Origin of the sequence: Brevundimonas nasdae (genome assembly GCF_019395145.1) — a bacterium.
Lineage (GTDB): Bacteria > Pseudomonadota > Alphaproteobacteria > Caulobacterales > Caulobacteraceae > Brevundimonas > Brevundimonas nasdae.
Window position 1 is genome coordinate 1618455 of the sequence record NZ_CP080034.1, and the last position, 16800, is coordinate 1635254.

Below are 16800 nucleotides of genomic sequence, written 5' to 3' on the forward strand. Positions count from 1 at the left end.
GTTGGATAGGATCATGCGGCGGTCGCGCCGACGCACAGGACGCCGCCCAGGATCAGCATGGCGCCGATGATCTGCTGTTTCGACATCCGCTCATGCAGGAACAGGGCGCTGGCCGCCGGAACCCCGGCGTAGGACAGCGTCATCAGGGGAAAGGCCACGACCAGCGGCACAGACTGCAGCACTACAATCCAGAGGCCGGTCTGGATCGCCCACAACACCATGCCGAACCACATCCACGGCTGGCGCGCGACATCGCGGACATAGTGGTCGCTGTCGCCCGCCCTGTTGGCGGCGACCTTGAAGGCCACTTCGTGGAAGATTTCGGCGGCGACGCAGGCCGCGATCAAAACGAACGACAGGGCGGTGACGTTCATGCCGCCAGCTCCTGCAGGGTTTCATACAGGCTCAGGTTCACCGCCTGATTATGGGCGCGCGCCTCGACCGATGGCGCGGACCAGGGCTGGTCCAGCAGGGCCTCGCCCTTCTTCAGCAGGGGCGCCAGACCGCCGCCGCCATAGCGCGGGTGCGACCAGTCGCCGATCACATCGGCCCCGACCAGACGACGCCCCCTGGCCGCCACCGCCAGCAGGCGCTGCAGATAGGCCAGGGTCATCTGCCCCTGATCCCAGTTGGTCGCCGCATCGTCGGGACGCAGCACGTCCTTGTCGATGGTGATGTAGAGGCTTTCCGTCTCGATCCGGGTCGCCAGGAAGTCGGCGAAACCGTCTTCGCCCAACGACTGGATGGTGGCGAAGTCCTTGCCGAACAGATCCAGCGTTCCGCCGCCGGGCGCGGCATGGGCGTAAAGCTCCAGCACCCCGTCCTGGATCAGGGAGACGTCGCCCTCTTTCGAACCCGGGGGCAGGATGTCGCTGCTGCACACGCCCATGGTGATGACCTTGCTGACAGACGGCAGCCGCGCGGCCGTCGCCACCCACGACCCGCAGTGCAGGCCGTTCTGATACCGCACCCAGTCAGGGTGGTTGTCAAAGTGAACGACGGTGATCGCCTCTTCCGGCGCGCGTTCACTGGCCAGACGCACCAGCAAGGCGCTGACGTGGTGGAAATCGCCTGACCCCATGAAGGTCAACAGCGGCCGGGCGTCGTCGCCCAGTCCGGCGCGCACCCGGTCCTCCAGCGCCTGCAGGGACGCAGGACGCCCCCACAGACGAACCGACGGCCCCAGATCGCGGCACTCCACGGACCGCCCGCCGTCAGAGAGGACACGCCCCTCCAACGCCGTTTGCGACGTCAGGGCGTCGTCGAGATGCAGCAGGACCGGACGCACGACCCGTCTCAGGCCGCCGTGCAGCGACGCAGCAGGATGTCCAGAAGCTCGATCGCCAGATCGATCTCTTCGTGGGTGATCTCCAGCGACGGGGCCAGGGTGATGACGTTCTTGTAGTAGCCGCCGACGTCCAGGATCAGGCCGTAGGCGCCGCTCTTGGCGACCAGATCACCCTTCATGCCTTCGTCGGCCATCAGGTCCAGCAGCGCCTTGTTCGGCGTGAAGCCGTCTTCCTGGCAAATCTCGCAGCGCAGGGCCAGGCCCAGGCCGTCGACGTCGCCGATCTGGGGCCAGCGCTTCTGAAGCTCCTGCAGACCCTTCAGGAAGTAGGCGCCCTTCTCCATCACGGCCGCGCCGTAATCGACTTCCGACGTCATCTTCAGGGCTTCCAGCGCCACTGACGTGCCCAGCGGGTTGGAGTTGAAGGTCGAGTGGGTCGAGCCGGGCGGGAAGATGCCCGGATTGATCAGTTCTTCGCGCGCCCAGACGCCCGACAGCGGGTTCAGACCGTTGGTCAGGGCCTTGCCGAAGACCAGCACGTCCGGCTGCACGCCAAAGTGCTCGATCGACCACAGCTTGCCGGTCCGGTACATGCCCATCTGGATTTCATCGACCACCAGCTTGATGCCGTGCTGGTCCAGAACCTTCTTCAGTTCGATGAAAAAGTTGGGCGGCGGGATCACATAGCCGCCGGTGCCCTGAATAGGCTCGATGTAGAAGGCGGCGTATTCCGCCTCGCCGGTCTTGATGTCCAGCACGCCGTTGTATTCCGTCTCGAACAGGCGGGCGAACTTCTGAACGCAATAGTGGCCGTATTCTTCCTTCGTCATGCCCTTGGGGCCGCGGAAGTGGTACGGGAATTCGATGAACTGGGCGCGATCGCTGAAGTGGCCGAAGCGGCGGCGATAGCGGTACGATGAGGTGATCGCCGATGCGCCCAGGGTGCGCCCGTGATAGCCGCCCTCAAAGGCGAACATCAGTTGCTTGCCGTTCGAGGCGTTGCGGACCAGCTTCAGCGAGTCCTCGACCGCCTGGGCGCCACCGACGTTGAAGTGGACGCGGCCCTTGCGGCCGAACTTGCGCTCCATGTCCTGGGCGATCATCGCGGCCAGCTCGACCTTCTCGCGGTGCAGATACTGCGAGGCGACCTGAGGCAGGGTGTCCAGTTGGCGGTGGGCGACCGCGTTCAGGCGCGGGTTACGATAGCCGAAGTTGACCGCCGAGTACCACATCTGCAGGTCGAGGAACTGACGGCCCTCGGCATCGTACATGTAGGAGCCTTCGCACCCGTCGAAGAACTTGGGTTCCTCCATGTAGTGGACGGTGTCGCCGTAAGAGCAGTATTCCGCTTCCAGACGGCGCAGTTCAGCTTCATCGACCGGTGCGACGGGGGATAGGATCTTGTCGTGCATACTCAGCTTCCGTTGTCAGACCGCGCAGGCCTGTTTCGCCGGAACGGCCGCAAAACCGTTCAGCGTCGCGGTCACATCCGCGAAGGTTTCGTAGGGGAGGAATTCTGCGCCGCGCGCAGCGGCGTACTCGGCCAAACGATGCTTGGCGAAGAGGATGTCGACCTTGGCCGAAACGCAGAAGTCCGAACGTCCATCGCCGACGAAGACGACCGGACCCTCGGTTTCTGGTGCAGTCGTTCGCACGACTTCACATTTGCAGACGCCCGACCCACCCGCACAGCCCGCGCGCATCCAGGGCTGCTCCAGCCCCCAATCACCGGCTTGGCCAGCCAGCACATTGGCGAAGACCGGCAAACGGCCCAGCCCCTCGCGCGTCAGCAGGCGTTTGATGAAATGGTTCACACCGTCGCTTAGGATGGTGATCGGGTGGCCGTTCGCCTCGGCCCAGAGAACGAAATTCTTGAAATGCGGGTCCAGTTCGACACGATCCAGCACCGTATTCAGGTCCGTCTCCGAACCGCCGATCATGGCGACCTGAAGACGCATGCATTCCGCAGCGTCGATTTCGCCGGACTCCCAGCGGGCTTCAATCTCATGCCAGGCGGGGTCCGCCAGTGCGGTCAGCACGAAATCCGTCGTGTCGCTTCGACTGATTGTCCCGTCGAAGTCGCAGAAGATACGCATCCACTAAGCTCGCGTTTCGACCGCGATCATGCGGTATGTTCGGAAGACGACGCGCACAGCGACTTGCCTCAAAAATTTCTACGCGGCATGAGAAGCGCAACGACGCATCATCGACGTGGCCCGGGATCAGAGGACGCGTGTCAGTCCCAGCATCCGATCAGGCCGTGATGACCTCTCCGCCAACGCTCGTTGAAACCTATCTCCTGCAGCGGCAGGCGATGACGCGGTTTTTCCAGAGCCGTCTGGGGGCGGAGGCGGATGTCGAGGACCTGGTCCAGGAACTGTACCTCAAGGTCATCGCCCTGGACGCCGAACAGGCCCAGGTGCAGAACCCGCGCGCCTATCTGTACCGACTGGCGTCCAACCTGCTGATCGACCGCTGGCGCGGATGGCAGAGATCACGCCAGCGCGACACCGCCTGGCGCGACGCCGCCCATGTCGAAGGCGTCACGCCCGAGGCCGACGGCGCGCCCTCCCCCGAAGCCATCGTCATCGACCGCGACCGTCTGGAGCGTATCGTCCGTGTCGTCCAGAAGCTGCCCGCGCGCACCCAGAGCATCTTCCGCCTGCACAAGTTTGATGGCGTCAGCCATGCCGAAGTCGCCGCCCGGCTGGGCATCTCGCGCAGTTCTGTCGAGAAGCACATGATGGACGCCCTGCGCGCCATCACCGAGAAACTGGAGCGGTGATGGACCCTTTTTCGCCACAAAATGCAAAAAATCGCGGTGGTGGTCGCGGCGCGGCGCCGTCTTGTCGTCATGGCCCATGGTCTTGGCGACTGGAGGGGGTGGTGAAATGACGACGCATTCCGAAGTCCCGACCGAGATCCGACCCGATATTCGTGAACGCGCCCTGACCTGGTTCGTCCAGCTTCAGGACGAGGCGGCGACCGAAGATCAATGGCTGTCGTTCCAGGATTGGCTGGAAGCTGACGGCGCCCACCGACGCGCCTATGCCCTGGTCGAACAGGCCTGGGCGGTCACGGATCAGACGCCTCTCGCGATCAAGCCCGCCAATGACGACTCGCCCCCGCTCTGGCGCCGCCGCAGCTTTATGCGCGGCGCGGGCGTGGCGGCGGCCCTGGCGCTGACGGCGGGCCTGTCGCCGCAACTGATCGAAATGGCCACGTCTCAGTCCTACAGCGCTGACGAGACGCCGATGACGATTGATCTGGAGGATGGGTCGCGCATCTATCTGAACCGGGCCACCGACATCCGCGTGCGCCTGGGCCGCAACAAGCGTTCCGTGGTCCTGAAGGAAGGCGAGGCCGCCTTCGATGTCGCCCATGATCCGTCACGCCCGTTCGAAGTCCGCTCGGGCCATCGCTCCGTCCGCGTGCTTGGCACCGCCTTCGACATGGTCAGCCACGATGACATGTTCCGCGTCAGCGTCGCGCGCGGGGCCGTCGCCGTCTCCACCACCGGCCAGGACGCCGACTTCCACCTGGCTGCCGGTCAGCAGTTGAACCAGTTGCGAAAGGCCCCCGCCGACGTGTCCGAAGTGGACCCCACGCGCGCCTTCGCCTGGCGTCATGGCGTCCTCGTCTATCAGGATCGCCCCCTGGGCGAGGTGGCTGCGGATATGTCCCGCTATTTTGAAAAGCCCGTCGTGGTGATGCCTACCGCCACGTCCCTGCGTTTCACCGGAGCGCTCAAGGTGGCGGACGAGGCGACCGTGCTCGACAAGCTGGACGACTATCTGCCGATCCGGGTCGAAAGAAGCGCCGACCAGATCGCCATCTACGCCCTGGCCGAGCACTGAATGTTCCTGTTTTCGGCGCTTTAGATTCGCAGAACGATCTCGATAGGTGGAGCCTCTGAATGCTGACGCGTCTGGTCGAAGCGACATTGGGCAAACACGTCCGCACGGGCGACCTGACCGTCATTCTGCCGAACGGAAGCAAGCTGTCCATGGGCGATGGGACCGGCGATCCCATCGTGGTGCGGCTGACCGATAACGCCGCCGTCCTGTCACTGCTGCTCCAGCCCGAACTTCGCACCGGTGAACTGTTCACCGACAGCCGACTGCTGGTCGAAAAGGGCACGGTCTTCGACTTCCTGTGCCTGGTGCTGGGCCAGACCTATCCGCGCCCATCCGCCCTGTCGCGCTGGGTCGAACGCACCCGCCAGAAACTGTCCCTGTGGGGTCAGAGGAACAATCCCGGCCGGTCGCGCCGCAACGTGGCCCATCACTATGACCTGGGCGACGCCTTCTACGCCCTGTTTCTGGACCCGGACTGGCAATACTCCTGCGCCTATTTCGAGCATCCGGGTCAGTCTCTGGCCGAGGCCCAACTGGCCAAGAAGCGCCATATCGCCGCCAAGATGGCCCTGCGTCCCGGCGACCGTGTGCTTGAGATCGGCTGCGGTTGGGGCGGCATGGCGCTCTATCTGGCCGGCGTCGCCCAGGCGGGTCAGGTCGTCGGCGTCACCCTGTCGGACGAACAACTGGCCCGCGCCCGCAGCCGCGCCGCAGCGCTGGGGCTGGACGGAAAGATCGACTTCCGGCTTCAGGACTATCGCGCAACACCAGAGACCTTTGACCGCATCGTCTCGGTGGGCATGTTCGAACACGTCGGCCTGAACTTCTACGAAGCCTTCTTCGACACCTGCCGCGAGCGTCTGACTGATGACGGGGTCATGTTGCTGCACACCATCGGATCGTCCGATGAACCCAGCACGACCAATCCCTGGCTGACCCGCTACATCTTCCCCGGGGGCCACCTGCCCTCGCTGTCGGACATGACCACGGCCATCGAACGTGCGGGCCTGATCATCACCGATGTCGAGGTGCTGCGTCTGCACTACGCCTTCACTCTCAAGGCCTGGCGCGACGCCTTCATGGCCCGTCGCGACGAGGCGGTCGCCATGTTCGACGACCGCTTCTGCCGGATGTGGGAGTTTTATCTCTCCATGGCCGAAGCCGCCTTCCGCCACGAAGACATCGTCATCTTCCAGCTGCAGCTGGCCAAGAACCAGCACGCCGTCCCCCTCACCCGCAACTACATCGGACAGGCCGAAGACGCGCTGCGGGCGAGAGAAATCGAAACGGGCTGGCAATAGGCCGGATCAGGCGGCGGCCTCTTTTCGCGCTTCCATGTCATCCAGCAGTGCCTGTTCGCCATCGGCGGCGAACCAGTCGGCAAAGGCCTGATTGCACTCGACCGCCGTCTCGGCTGCGCGGGCCAGCATGACATCCTCATAGTCGCGGACGGCCTGTCGCCAGTCTTTGGCCGCAACCAGCCCTTCGGCCAGTTCGGCGGCGTCCAGCATCGCCAGATTCACCCCCACGCCCATCGGCGGCATGACATGGGCCGCATCCCCCACCAGGGTCAGGCCATCCCTTTGCTCCCACCGCAGCGTTTCGGTCGGCAGGGCGATGATAGGTCGAACCGCCGCAACCCGATCAGCATCGGTTATCAAGGCGGTCAGGGAAGACGCCCAGCCCTGAAACCGCTCCAGCAGTTCCGTCTTGGTGATGTCGGCCAACACCCTGTCCGGTCGATCCGTCTCCTCGGGCCGGGTTCGAAAGGAGGCATAGACGCGGACCGTGCCGCCGCCATTCCGCTGACCGATTATCCCCGCCCCGCCATGTAGGGCGTACATCGAACCATGGCCGACCAGCCTGGCCAACTCAGGATGGCGCGCATCCACGTCGTTCAGCCACAACTCCACGAAGGTGACGCCCGAATAGACCGGCTGGGCCTCAGTCAGCGCCGTCCGCACCCTCGACCATGCGCCATCCGCGCCGATGACCAGATCGAACGGCCCCACGACACCCGTATTCAGGCGCAATTCGTGACGCCCGTCCGCCAGCGCAGTCACCGCCTCGACCCGCACGCCCCAATACACCAGTTCGTCCGGCAAGGGACGCAGCAGAAGTTGGCGCAACAACGCCCGGTCGATCTCGGGACGCTCGCCGGTTCCCACCTCGGGCATTTCTTCACGCAACAGGGTGCCGGTCGCATAGTCCGCGACCCTCTGCTCCTGATCCTCATGCCGGGCCTCAGCCAGAAAATCGTCCAGCAGCCCTGCCTTCACCAGCGCCAACTGTCCGCTGTCAGGATGCAGGTCCAGGGTGCCGCCCTGATCGCGCGCGGTCAGTGAGGCGTCGCTCTCAAAGACTTCCACCCGCCAACCGGCGCGGTGCAGGATATTGGCGGCCGTCAGCCCGGCAGGCCCAGCCCCGATGATGGCGATGGATGGATGTTGCATTTCAAACCAGCTTCGATAATTTATATAGGACACTATCAATAAATATAGCCACCTATACAAATGAACAAGCCCCTGTCGCAATGGCGGCCCGAAACCATGCCCGCCCTGGTCATCAGCCGCCTTGGCAAGCTGCTGATGAAGCGTATGGACGACAGTCTGAAGTCGGTAGGCGTGACGACCGCCCAACTGCCCGTGCTGGTCGCGCTGAAAAATGGTGAACGTCTGACGCAGAAGGCCCTGGCCGAGTTCGCGGATGTGGAACAGCCCAGTATGGCCCAGTTGCTGGCGCGGATGGAACGCGACAACCTGATCCAACGCGAACCCTCGCCCACAGACGGGCGCAGCAGCCTCATCGCATTGACGGACCATGCGCACGGCCTGCTGGAACCCGGCCGCGACGCCCTGCGCCTGCTCGATGCCGAAATCTGCGCCGACCTCACGCCCAAGGAACATGCAACCCTATCCACCCTCCTCGCCCGCGTCGCGGCACGTATCGAGAAAACAGCAGACTGAAGGGGGCGCGAAGGTGGCGACGCCCCCGCCCGGTCAGGTCTTCTGCGGCAGGATCAGATATTTCTCGCCAGTCGCGCGACGATTATAGGCGGCGACGATTTCGGGCTTCAGCGCGTCGGCCAGAGAGATTTCCGCCGTGTAGCGGCTGGCGAAGGTGGTTTTCAGTTCCGCCATGACCCGGCTGCGCATGGCGATCACCGTCTCCATGCCGAACTTGGCCAGGCTGGGCGGCAGCAGCCAGCCTCCAATGCCCCAGCTCATACCGAACCCGCGCGTCAGTTCGGTCGGGCGCAGGTCCAGTCCGCCATAGATATAGACCTGTTTGTGCACCGACGAGCCATAACGGCTGAAGGGCGCGCCGGAGCGGATGACCGCGATCTCCATCGCATTCAGGATTTGCCCGGCCAGCTTGCCCCCGCCGATGGCGTCAAACGCCAGGGTCGCGCCGGTCGCGGCGATGGCGTCGGCCAGGTCGGCTTCAAAGCTTTCCGACGTACTGTCGATCACATGTTTCGCGCCGATATCGCGCAACAGGGCCGCCTGTTCCGCACTGCGGACGATGTTCACCAAGCCGATGCCGTCGGCCAGGCAGATCTTGTTCAACATCTGCCCCAGGTTCGAGGCGGCGGCGGTGTGGACCAGCGCCGTATGGCCTTCGCGGCGCATCGTCTCGACCATGCCCAGCGCCGTCATCGGATTGACGAAGGCCGATGCGCCGTCGACGGCGGTCGCGCCCTCCGGCAGCACCAGGGCGTCATGGGCGCGCACGGTGACATATTGGGCGAACGTCGGCCCGCCGACGATGGCGACCGTCTTGCCAAGCAGATGCTCGGCCTTGGTGCCCGCCGCGATGACGGTTCCTGCGCCCTCATTGCCCGCAGGCATCGACTGATCCAGCCGCCCTTTGATGATGGCCAGTCGGCGCTGCGGCACGTCGGCAACCAGAACCGGGCTGTCCGCCGTCCCTTCGGCCCGCGCCGTGCTGAGGTCAGCAGGACCAAGCAGAAGCGCGAGGTCGGACGGGCTGATCGGCGCAGCCTCGACCCGCACGACAATCTGACCGTCTGCGGGCTGAGGAACCGAAACCCGCTCCAGCGACAGCCGCAACTGCCCCTCAGAGGTGATCAGGGTTCTGAGTTCGATGCCGGAAGCGATGTCGGTCATGGTCCGTCTTTCCAGTCTGGTCACGCCATGCGGCGGCTTGGGAACGCGGCAGCGTGTTCGCCGACGCGGAAATAGGGGTCGCGGCCGTAATGACGGCTGTCTGACGCCTTGGGATGGAGCATTTCTCAGGACGCATCAAGGCATAAATCGAAAAATGGGTATGCCCACGGCTGCAAGACTGCGGAATACGCCGACGAACCGCCTCAGAGCGCCTCAAGCACCCGATCATCAAACATGCCGAAGGCCAGGCTGGAGGCGTACAGGGCCACCGCACGCTCTCTCGGCATTGTCGAAGCCCAACTCCGCATGTCGAAGGCGGCGTTCTGCAACGCGACCAAACCCTGACTGGCGATGAAGGGATCGACAGGCCGCATCGACCCCTCGGCGACGCCGTCGCTGATCATGCCCGCATAGGACTGGGCGATCCGGTGCGACCGTTCCAGCATCAGGGCGAACTCATGCGCTGGAACACTGGTCAGGGCTGTGGTGCGCAGCAGCCCCTCGCCATTAGCCAACTGAAGATTGAGTATGCTGGCCAGAACGCTGGACAGCCGACGCCAGTGGTTGCCCGCCACCGTGTCCGACAGACGCTGCGCCGTGGTCATGATGTTGAAGCTGCGGTCATAACAAGCGGTGATCAGGTCATCCTTGGCGTCCATGTGATGATAGAAACTGCCCTTGGTGACCTTCAGTTCGGCCGATATCCGTTCAACCGACGCGCCGCGATAGCCGACCTCGTTCATCAGGCGCGTGGCGACGCGCAGGAAGGCGTCGCGATTGACCGTTTCATCGTCCTGAATCTGCACCAGAGGGATCAGCTCCGGCGCCCAGGACTGCCCTTCGGCTGCGACGCCGTGCGTCAGCAACTGCATCATGCGCGCTTCCAGCCGATCGAACTCGTGCGCGTCATATCGGTCCAGCCAGACCGGCAGCCAGAAGGTCTTCTCCAGCAACAGATGCGCGCGGGCGCCGTAGAGGTCCGCGTGAACCCGCGTCGCGGGCGAGCCCCACAGGCTGCGGGTCCGCCGGAACACGGTGCGCCAGCCCGCCAGCAGTTGGCCGCGCAGCGGGTCTTCCATGGCGCGCAGATCGGACAGCACCGCGAAGGGCGCCTCCTGCCCCGCCTGAATCCGGGCCAGCCGCGCCATGTGCAGCGACAGATAACGCCGCACCCGCAACTGGGGGGTCGGCTCCTCCAACGCCTGGTCCAGAATCTCCAGCAGCTTGTCCAGCGTCCGGCTGAAACAGGCCGCCGCCAGATCTTCCTTTTTCTTGAAATAATAGGTGACGCTGGTCGTGGTCAGCCCGACCCTGCGCCCCACGTCGGCCAGCGTCAGACCCTTGGCGCTCTGCTCGTTGATGGCCAGGGCGGCGGCGGCGAGAATGGCCTCGCGCTTGGCGTGATAGCGGGCGGGGCGTCGCGATTCCGCAGGCTCGATATCCGTGCTGCTCATTGGCGATACATACCCAATAAAACGGGCCCAATAAAACGGACCCACTAAAACGGGACCCAATCTCGGGGGAAAGTCAGCCTGATGCTGCGAGCATCAGGCTGACCCCGCTTTCGATCAGGATCGGATCGTCGCGCCGCCGTCCACGATCAGCGCCTGCCCGGTCATGAAGGTCGAGGCCGACGAGGCCAGGAAGGTCACCGCCCCCGCGATCTCATGCGGTTCGCCGATGCGGCGCAGCGGGGTCTCGGAGGTCATGGACTTTTCGACCTTGGGGTCTTCCCACAGCGCCTTGGCGAAGTCGGTGCGGACCAGACCCGGCGCGATGCAGTTGATGCGGACGTTGTGGCGCCCGTATTCGACCGCCAGATTGCGCGCCAACTGGAAGTCCGCCGCCTTGGAGACGTTATAGCCGCCGATTATGTCCGAGCCGCGCAAGCCGCCGACCGAGGAGATGATGATGATCGAACCCTCCTTGCGCTCGACCATCTCGCCGATGACCATCTGAATAAGCCAGTGGTTCGACAGCACGTTGTTGTCGAAGATCTTGCGGAACTGCTCGTCAGTGATGGTGCCGATCGGGCCATAGTGCGGATTGCTGGCGGCGTTGCAGACCACGACATCGACGCGCCCGAAAGCCTTGCGCGTCTCGCTGACCAGAGTCTCCAGCTGGGATTTATGGGCGATGCTGGCGGCGACGGCGATGGCCGTTCCATCGCCGTGACGCGCGTTGATTTCGGCCGCCACGACGTCGCAGGCGTCCTGATTACGGCTGGAGATGACGACCTTGGCGCCATTGGCGGCCAGTTCTTCCGCCGCCGCCTTGCCGATGCCGCGCGACGAGCCGGTGATGATGACGACCTTACCGGCCAGATCGAATTGAGACATGCGTAAACCCTGAAATGCGATGCGGCCTTGAGGCCAAATGGCGGCGGCTGTTAGCGGTGGGTCCACTCTGGACGCGGCGCGGCGACGTCCTCGTACTTGCCCAGTTCGGCGCGGGCGATGGCGCGGTTGTGCACCTCGTCCGGACCGTCGGCGAAGCGCAGGGTGCGGATGCCCGCCCAGGCCGCCGCCAACTCGAAATCCCCCGACACACCACCGCCGCCGTGCGCCTGAATGGCGTCGTCCAGAATTTTCAGCGCCATGGTCGGCGCCTGCACCTTGATCAGGGCGATCTCCAGCTGGGCCGACTTGTTGCCCGCCCGATCCATCATGTCGGCGGCCTTCAGACACAGCAGGCGGCTGCATTCGATATCGATGCGGGCGCGGGCGATCCGCTCTTCCCAGACGTTATTGTCGCTGATCCGCTTGCCGAAGGCGACGCGGCTGACCAGTCGACGGCACATGGCCTCCAGCGCCATTTCGGCGGCGCCGATGGTGCGCATGCAGTGATGGATGCGGCCCGGGCCAAGCCGTCCTTGCGAAATCTCGAAACCACGCCCCTCGCCCAGCACCAGATTCTCGACCGGCACCCGCACATTCTCCAGCGCGATTTCGGCATGGCCGTGCGGTGCGTGGTCATAGCCATAGACCGACAGCATCCGCTCGATGCGGACACCGGGGGTCGAGAGGTCGACCAGAATCTGCGCCTGCTGCTGGTGACGCGCCGCCTCGGGATTGGTGCGGCCCATGACAATGGCCAGTTTGCAGCGCGGATCGCCCGCGCCCGACGACCACCATTTGCGGCCGTTGATGACATAGTGGTCGCCGTCCCGCTCGATCCGGGTCTGGATGTTGGTGGCGTCGGACGAAGCGACTTCCGGTTCGGTCATCAGGAAGGCCGAGCGGATTTCGCCGTTCATCAGCGGACGCAGCCAGCGCTCCTTCTGCTCCAGCGTGCCGTATCGATTCAGCACTTCCATATTGCCGGTGTCGGGCGCGGAGCAGTTGAACACCTCGGACGCCCATTCGACCTTGCCCATCTCTTCGGCGCACAGGGCGTATTCCAGATTGGACAGTTGCGTACCCTCGAACACGAAGCTGTCGTCCACATGGGGCGCGCCGCTGGTCGGAGGCATGAACAGGTTCCACAGCCCCTCGGCCTTCGCGTGGACCTTCATCTCCTCGATCACCGGAATGACCTTCCAGCGTTCGCCCTCGCGCTGCTGGGCCAGATAATCGGCGTGGCGCGGACGGATGCGGGTGTCGATGAACGCCTTCACCCGATCGCGGAAATGCGTCTCCCTGTCCGAAAGCTGAAAGTCCACGCGCGTCTCCTGAGGTTGAAGCGCCGCTGCGCTTCGGTTGCCATACCAAATATTCGATATTTGGAGTATCGGCTGCGGACGACGGACGCAAGCCCCGGATATGCGGCCTGAAACCCGGCGCCGTCACCCCGGTTCAATTCTCTTGTATCAATATTTTCAGCGCCTATGGCCCCGATGTGCGGTCTGCGTCCTGGGGCTTGGAACGGATTGGCTTGACTCCAATCTCGATCATACCTCAAGTTCGAAACTACAGCACATCCGGTCGCGGCCGCCATCGCTTCCGGGGAGGCTGTGCGTTCAAAATACTCAAGAGCCCGGCAAACGGGCCAGCAGTAGAGGAAACGACCGTGACGACCCAAAGCGCCCAATCCGCCTCGCCGTCAGGGTCCGCCCCCGCATGGCCAGCGATGAGCCTGCAGCAGGCGCACAGCCTGCTGACCCAGCCTGGCTCTCCGTTCGAAATCGAGGACGTCCAGATCGACGGCCGCACGGTCAAGTGGTGGAAAAACGCCCCTTCGACCCTGCGCCAGACCTTCCAGGTCGCTGCGTCTCACGGCGACAAGACCTTTCTGGTCTATGAGCAAGACCGGGTCAGTTTTGACGCCTTCAAACGCGCCGCCCTGGCCTTGGCGGCCGAGCTTCAGGCCCAGGGCGTCCAGCCGGGCGACCGCGTGGCTGTCATCATGCGCAACCTGCCGGAATGGCCGGTGGCCTTCTTCGCCGGCGCCCTGATCGGCGCGATCGTCGCGCCGCTGAACGCCTGGTGGTCGAGCGCCGAACTGCTGCATGGTCTGAACGACAGCGGCGCCACGACCGCGATCGTCGACCCCGAGCGTCTGGCGGCCATCCTGCCCCTGCTGGACCAGACCCCGGCCCTGAAGCGTGTCTATGCCTGCCGCACGGACGCCCTGCCGGAGGACGCGCGCGTCACGGCGCTTGAGGCCGTCATCGGCGCCCCGGTCCAATGGCCTGCCCTGCCCGAAGGCCTGATGCCCGATGTCGAACTGACGCCAGAGACCCCCGCCACCCTGTTCTACACCTCGGGCACCAGCGGTCGGGCCAAGGGTGCGCTGGGCACGCATCGCAACGCCGGATGCGGCCTGATGGCCATCCAGTTCTCGATCGTGCGCACCATGCTGCGTCGGGGCGAGACGCCCAAGCCGCCCGCCCCGGATGCGCCCCAGGGCGCCGGGCTGGCCTCCATCCCCTTCTTCCACACCACCGGGTGCAACGCCGTCCTGCTGGTCGCGATGGCCATTGGGCAGAAGCTGGTCTGCCAGCGCCGCTTCGATGCGGGCGAGGCCCTGGCCCTGATCGAGCGGGAACGCATCACCTCGGCGGGCGGCGTGCCAGCCGTAGCCATCGCCCTGATGACCCATCCCGACCGCGACCGCTACGACCTGTCGTCGCTGGAGTTGATGAGCTACGGCGGCGCCGCCGCGCCCACAGAACTGGTCCGCCGCATCGACGGCGACACGCCCCATGCCGCCCCCGGCTCGGGCTGGGGCATGACCGAGACCAGCGCCGCCCACACCCACCACGCGGGTCAGGACTATTCCCGACGCCCCGCCAGCTGCGGCCCCGCCCTTCCGGTCGGCGAGGTCAAGGTGGTGGATGAGGAAGGCCGCACCCTGCCCGTCGGCGAGCAGGGCGAGCTGCTGGTCTATGGCCCCAATATCGTGACCGGCTACTGGAACCGGCCCGAAGACACCGCCGAAACCTTTGTCGACGGCTGGGTCCGCACCGGCGACATCGCCCGCATCGACGAAGAAGGCTTCGTCTTCATCGTCGACCGCAAGAAGGACATCATCATCCGCGGCGGCGAGAACATCTATTGCCAGGAGGTGGAGGACGCCATCTACAGCCACCCGGCCGTCGCCGAAGCGGCCCTGGTGGCCCGCCCGCATCCCGTGCTGGGCGAAGAGGCCGTCGCCTTCGTCACCCTGATCCCCGGAGAGACGGCTTCGGCCGACACGCTGAAAGCCTTCGTCGCCGAACGTCTGGCCGCCTTCAAGGTCCCTGCCGACATCCGCATTCAAACGGCGATGCTGCCCCGAAATGCAGCGGGCAAGATCATCAAAACTGAACTCAAGGCCGCGCTGGTCGGCGAATGCGCGGCCTGACCCTCGCCATCGGAACAGACCTCCGGTTGGCGCGCCCCATTGCCACCGCCAAGCCGAGAGGCGTACTGCGGTCTGTCGCCCGCCTGCGCGCGGACGACCGCAGGCTGTTCGCAGGCGCGGAGAAACGGGTCACCATATGGCGCCTGAGCAGGGCGGCCATGTCCCCAGCTCCCTTCCTCGACAGCCGTCACATTGGCTCACCGAGGCAGGGCGTGAAGCAGACACGATTGAAGGGCGCCGAACGACGCACGCGGTTTCTGGACGCCGCTGCGGAAATCGTCGTTGAGGATGGCGTTTCGGCTGTGACCATGGACGGCGTCGCGGCGCGCTGCGGCGTGGCCAAGTCGCTGGGCTATCGCTACTTCAAGGACCGCGACGACCTGCTGGGCGCGCTGTTCGACCGTGAAATGCAGGCCTATGTCGACCATGCCCGCGAGAACATGAAGCCGGACGCCCGTCTGGAGGACTGGATACGCGGCGGTTGCCGACAGTGGTTCCGTCTGGCCGATGAACAGGGCCAATTGTTCACCCGACTGGCCGGCGACAACGGCCCCCTCGCCTCTCGCGCCCGCGCCGCCCAGCGCGCCACCGCCCAGGGCTGGGCGGCAGGCCTTCAGGCCGCCTATCGCCTGCCCCAGCGACAGGCCGAACACATGGCCTGGTTCATCGTCAGCGGCGCCGCCGGAATCCTGTCCGCGCGCAATGGCGAGGACGACGAAGCCCTGATCGAAACCCTGGTCGTTTCGGTTGTCGCGGCCTGCGAGGCGCTGAGGGCGAAATACGCCCCGCCCAGAACGAAAAATATCGCCTGAAACCCGGTTAAACCGCCAGTTTCCGATTGCCCAGCGCCACTAGGTGACGATACCGTCACTAAATGCCCCGCCGTCGTGGTCGGGCCGAAATCTGGCGATCAGCGCGAGTTCCGATGAAACTGTACGGCGACCAAAACCCCGCCCCGAATCCACGACGCGTCAGAATCTTCCTGGCCGAGAAGAACATTGAGGTTGAGCACGAGCGCGTGTCGCTGCGCGAAGGCGCGCACAAGACGCCGGAGTTTCTGGAGAAGAACTCCCTGGGCCAGGTCCCGGTGTTGGAACTGGATGACGGCAGCTACATCAGCGAAAGCGTCAGCATCTGCCGCTACCTGGAAGAGACGCACCCCCAACCACCCCTGTTCGGGCGGGACGCGAAGGACAAGGCCCTGATCGACATGTGGTGTCGGCGCATCGAACTGCGGCTGATGATCCCGATCGCCAACATCTGGCGCCACACCCACCCGCTCACAGCCGCCCTGCTGGTCCAGTACAAGGACTTCGGCGAGTCCAATCGACCCCGCATCGACGAGTTCTATCTCTGGCTAAATGGCGAGTTGGAGAGCCGCGATTTCATTGCTGGCGACGACTATTCGATCGCCGACATCGTCGCCCTGACCGCAATCGATTTCGGTCGAATGATCGGCGTCGACATTCCTGAATCCTCCACCGTCGTCTGGGCCTGGCACGCCCGCGTCTCCGCCCGCCCCAGCGCCCAGGCCTGACCAGAATATCATTGCCGCAGCCCATAAGTGACGTTAACGTCACTTAATGCTCAAAACGTTGTCCGGAAGGGAGAAAACCACCGGCACAAGCCGCCTGCACGGGCGCGGCGCGATCTCTGCCGCCCCCGTCAAAGCCTGCATCAAGACTGCGGACCGGCGGCTCAATCCGCCCGGCCTGCAACCAAGAAACTTTCAAAAATAAGT

Annotated in this window: 16 protein-coding genes; 7 read left to right on the top strand and 9 right to left on the bottom strand. The window is 64.6% G+C overall.

The window, feature by feature from the left end; all coding sequences use genetic code 11:
- Positions 1 to 11 precede the first annotated feature (11 nt).
- Genes KWG56_RS07905 through KWG56_RS07920 form a run of 4 tightly spaced genes read right to left on the bottom strand, consistent with a single transcriptional unit; the run spans position 12 to position 3384 of the window.
- On the bottom strand, positions 12 to 374 hold the full coding sequence (locus KWG56_RS07905) for an EamA family transporter (RefSeq protein WP_219354369.1): 363 nt from the start codon (positions 372 to 374) through the stop codon (positions 12 to 14).
- Positions 371 to 1288 carry an arginase family protein gene (locus KWG56_RS07910; protein WP_219354370.1) on the bottom strand — a complete coding sequence of 306 codons (918 nt, stop codon included), beginning with the start codon at positions 1286 to 1288 and terminating at the stop codon, positions 371 to 373. Before KWG56_RS07910 ends, KWG56_RS07905 begins: the two co-directional genes overlap by 4 nt.
- 8 nt (positions 1289 to 1296) lie before the next feature.
- A complete protein-coding gene (locus KWG56_RS07915; protein ID WP_219354371.1) occupies positions 1297 to 2700 on the bottom strand; it encodes an aspartate aminotransferase family protein in 1404 nt (467 codons plus the stop codon).
- 15 nt (positions 2701 to 2715) lie between these two features.
- On the bottom strand, positions 2716 to 3384 hold the full coding sequence (locus KWG56_RS07920) for an MtnX-like HAD-IB family phosphatase (RefSeq protein ID WP_219354372.1): 669 nt from the start codon (positions 3382 to 3384) through the stop codon (positions 2716 to 2718).
- A gap of 167 nt (positions 3385 to 3551) precedes the next feature.
- Here KWG56_RS07920 and KWG56_RS07925 point away from each other — a divergent pair, with 167 nt between their 5' ends.
- The 3 genes from KWG56_RS07925 to KWG56_RS07935 all read left to right on the top strand — a co-directional run bounded on the left by KWG56_RS07925 (position 3552) and on the right by KWG56_RS07935 (position 6446).
- Positions 3552 to 4073, top strand: a complete 522-nt coding sequence (locus KWG56_RS07925) for an RNA polymerase sigma factor (RefSeq protein ID WP_201100231.1) — start codon at positions 3552 to 3554, stop codon at positions 4071 to 4073.
- A gap of 106 nt (positions 4074 to 4179) precedes the next feature.
- Positions 4180 to 5145: a FecR family protein gene (locus tag KWG56_RS07930; RefSeq protein WP_219354373.1), complete on the top strand. Its 966-nt coding sequence runs from the start codon at positions 4180 to 4182 to the stop codon at positions 5143 to 5145.
- Between the two features lie 59 nt (positions 5146 to 5204).
- The gene (locus KWG56_RS07935; protein WP_244999693.1) at positions 5205 to 6446 is read left to right on the top strand and encodes an SAM-dependent methyltransferase; all 1242 of its coding nucleotides are present in this window, start codon (positions 5205 to 5207) and stop codon (positions 6444 to 6446) included.
- Positions 6447 to 6452: 6 nt separating this feature from the next.
- Here KWG56_RS07935 and KWG56_RS07940 read toward each other — a convergent pair whose 3' ends face one another.
- The gene (locus tag KWG56_RS07940) at positions 6453 to 7598 is read right to left on the bottom strand and encodes an FAD-dependent oxidoreductase (RefSeq protein ID WP_219354374.1); all 1146 of its coding nucleotides are present in this window, start codon (positions 7596 to 7598) and stop codon (positions 6453 to 6455) included.
- Positions 7599 to 7658: 60 nt separating this feature from the next.
- Here KWG56_RS07940 and KWG56_RS07945 point away from each other — a divergent pair, with 60 nt between their 5' ends.
- Positions 7659 to 8111: a MarR family winged helix-turn-helix transcriptional regulator gene (locus KWG56_RS07945; RefSeq protein WP_201100228.1), complete on the top strand. Its 453-nt coding sequence runs from the start codon at positions 7659 to 7661 to the stop codon at positions 8109 to 8111.
- A gap of 33 nt (positions 8112 to 8144) precedes the next feature.
- Here the strand turns inward: KWG56_RS07945 and KWG56_RS07950 are convergent, their stop codons facing one another.
- From KWG56_RS07950 to KWG56_RS07965, 4 genes are all read right to left on the bottom strand, one after another.
- Positions 8145 to 9275 (bottom strand): zinc-binding dehydrogenase, encoded by a 1131-nt coding sequence (locus KWG56_RS07950; RefSeq protein ID WP_219354375.1) that lies wholly within the window; start codon positions 9273 to 9275, stop codon positions 8145 to 8147.
- Positions 9276 to 9478: 203 nt separating this feature from the next.
- Positions 9479 to 10729: a TetR/AcrR family transcriptional regulator gene (locus tag KWG56_RS07955; protein ID WP_219354376.1), complete on the bottom strand. Its 1251-nt coding sequence runs from the start codon at positions 10727 to 10729 to the stop codon at positions 9479 to 9481.
- A gap of 114 nt (positions 10730 to 10843) precedes the next feature.
- A complete protein-coding gene (locus tag KWG56_RS07960) occupies positions 10844 to 11614 on the bottom strand; it encodes an SDR family NAD(P)-dependent oxidoreductase (RefSeq protein WP_219354377.1) in 771 nt (256 codons plus the stop codon).
- A gap of 50 nt (positions 11615 to 11664) precedes the next feature.
- A complete protein-coding gene (locus KWG56_RS07965; RefSeq protein WP_219354378.1) occupies positions 11665 to 12936 on the bottom strand; it encodes an acyl-CoA dehydrogenase family protein in 1272 nt (423 codons plus the stop codon).
- Positions 12937 to 13283: 347 nt separating this feature from the next.
- On the opposite strand from KWG56_RS07965, the gene KWG56_RS07970 reads away from it, so the two are divergent.
- The 3 genes from KWG56_RS07970 (at position 13284) to KWG56_RS07980 (ending at position 16596) form a co-directional block, all read left to right on the top strand.
- Complete coding sequence (locus tag KWG56_RS07970) at positions 13284 to 15059, top strand: class I adenylate-forming enzyme family protein (RefSeq protein WP_308384590.1); 1776 nt, start codon at positions 13284 to 13286, stop codon at positions 15057 to 15059.
- A gap of 212 nt (positions 15060 to 15271) precedes the next feature.
- Entirely contained in the window at positions 15272 to 15871 is a 600-nt protein-coding gene (locus tag KWG56_RS07975) for a TetR/AcrR family transcriptional regulator (protein WP_201100223.1), read from the top strand.
- A 113-nt stretch (positions 15872 to 15984) separates the two neighbouring features.
- Complete coding sequence (locus KWG56_RS07980) at positions 15985 to 16596, top strand: glutathione S-transferase family protein (RefSeq protein WP_219354379.1); 612 nt, start codon at positions 15985 to 15987, stop codon at positions 16594 to 16596.
- Positions 16597 to 16800: the final 204 nt, after the last annotated feature.

What these genes read in the sequence shown, in the direction of transcription:
- KWG56_RS07920 (WP_219354372.1), bottom strand. Translation starts at nt 3,384, where the DNA reads ATGCGTATCTTCTGCGACTTCGACGGGACAATCAGTCGAAGCGACACG.
- KWG56_RS07935 (WP_244999693.1), top strand. Translation starts at nt 5,205, where the DNA reads ATGCTGACGCGTCTGGTCGAAGCGACATTGGGCAAACACGTCCGCACG.
- KWG56_RS07955 (WP_219354376.1), bottom strand. Translation starts at nt 10,729, where the DNA reads ATGAGCAGCACGGATATCGAGCCTGCGGAATCGCGACGCCCCGCCCGC.
- KWG56_RS07960 (WP_219354377.1), bottom strand. Translation starts at nt 11,614, where the DNA reads ATGTCTCAATTCGATCTGGCCGGTAAGGTCGTCATCATCACCGGCTCG.
- KWG56_RS07925 (WP_201100231.1), top strand. Translation starts at nt 3,552, where the DNA reads ATGACCTCTCCGCCAACGCTCGTTGAAACCTATCTCCTGCAGCGGCAG.
- KWG56_RS07915 (WP_219354371.1), bottom strand. Translation starts at nt 2,700, where the DNA reads ATGCACGACAAGATCCTATCCCCCGTCGCACCGGTCGATGAAGCTGAA.
- KWG56_RS07930 (WP_219354373.1), top strand. Translation starts at nt 4,180, where the DNA reads ATGACGACGCATTCCGAAGTCCCGACCGAGATCCGACCCGATATTCGT.
- KWG56_RS07950 (WP_219354375.1), bottom strand. Translation starts at nt 9,275, where the DNA reads ATGACCGACATCGCTTCCGGCATCGAACTCAGAACCCTGATCACCTCT.
- KWG56_RS07905 (WP_219354369.1), bottom strand. Translation starts at nt 374, where the DNA reads ATGAACGTCACCGCCCTGTCGTTCGTTTTGATCGCGGCCTGCGTCGCC.
- KWG56_RS07940 (WP_219354374.1), bottom strand. Translation starts at nt 7,598, where the DNA reads ATGCAACATCCATCCATCGCCATCATCGGGGCTGGGCCTGCCGGGCTG.
- KWG56_RS07945 (WP_201100228.1), top strand. Translation starts at nt 7,659, where the DNA reads ATGAACAAGCCCCTGTCGCAATGGCGGCCCGAAACCATGCCCGCCCTG.
- KWG56_RS07980 (WP_219354379.1), top strand. Translation starts at nt 15,985, where the DNA reads ATGAAACTGTACGGCGACCAAAACCCCGCCCCGAATCCACGACGCGTC.